The organism is Brevundimonas sp., from assembly GCF_013823285.1.
Classification (GTDB): Bacteria; Pseudomonadota; Alphaproteobacteria; order Caulobacterales; family Caulobacteraceae; genus Brevundimonas.
In genome coordinates this window covers 1-630 of the sequence record NZ_PNLV01000201.1, presented here as the reverse complement: position 1 = coordinate 630, position 630 = coordinate 1, and the positions used below count along the sequence as shown (strand labels likewise).

Here is a 630-nt window from a genome sequence, read left to right as displayed (position 1 = left end):
AGGCCAAGAGCCAGATCTCCGCCTTCGAGGAAGGTGATCTGCGTCCCGAGCACGTCGCCAAGATCGCCACCGATCTGGGCGTGTCGGAAGAAGAAGTCGTCAACATGAACCGGCGCCTGACGGGCGACGCGTCCCTCAACTCGCCCCTGCGCTCCGACAGCGAAAGTGAATGGCAGGACTGGCTGACTGACGACACCCAGGTGTCCCAGGAAACCCGACTGGCCGACACCGAGGAGCATTCCCTGCGCATGGGTCTGCTGCAGGAGGCCATGGAGGAGTTGACGGATCGGGAGAAGCATATCCTGACCGAACGCCGCCTCAAGGATGATCCCGTCACCCTAGAGGAGCTGGCCGGCCAATACGGCGTCAGCCGCGAGCGCGTGCGCCAGATCGAGGTCCGCGCCTTTGAAAAGCTGCAGAAGGCCATGCGCGCCGCAGCCACGGAACGGAATCTGGAAGCGGTCTAGAATCTGATTGGTTGAGGCGGAATCGTTCTGCGCGATTCCGCCGACGCCCTTCCCGGTCCAGGTCCCGATCGGGCGTTCGACATCATTGAGCCGCTGTGATCAGCGCCTCAGCAACCACCCGCCAACGGGTCAAATTCTAGAACTTGAAGATCGTCTCCAGCCG

At 62.4% G+C, this 630-nt stretch carries 1 protein-coding gene; it reads left to right on the top strand.

Annotation, left to right across the window (positions count from 1 at the left end):
- The coding region (locus C0461_RS14375) for a sigma-70 family RNA polymerase sigma factor (protein WP_292107987.1) at positions 1-467 on the top strand (467 nt) is incomplete at its 5' end.
- Positions 468-630: the final 163 nt, after the last annotated feature.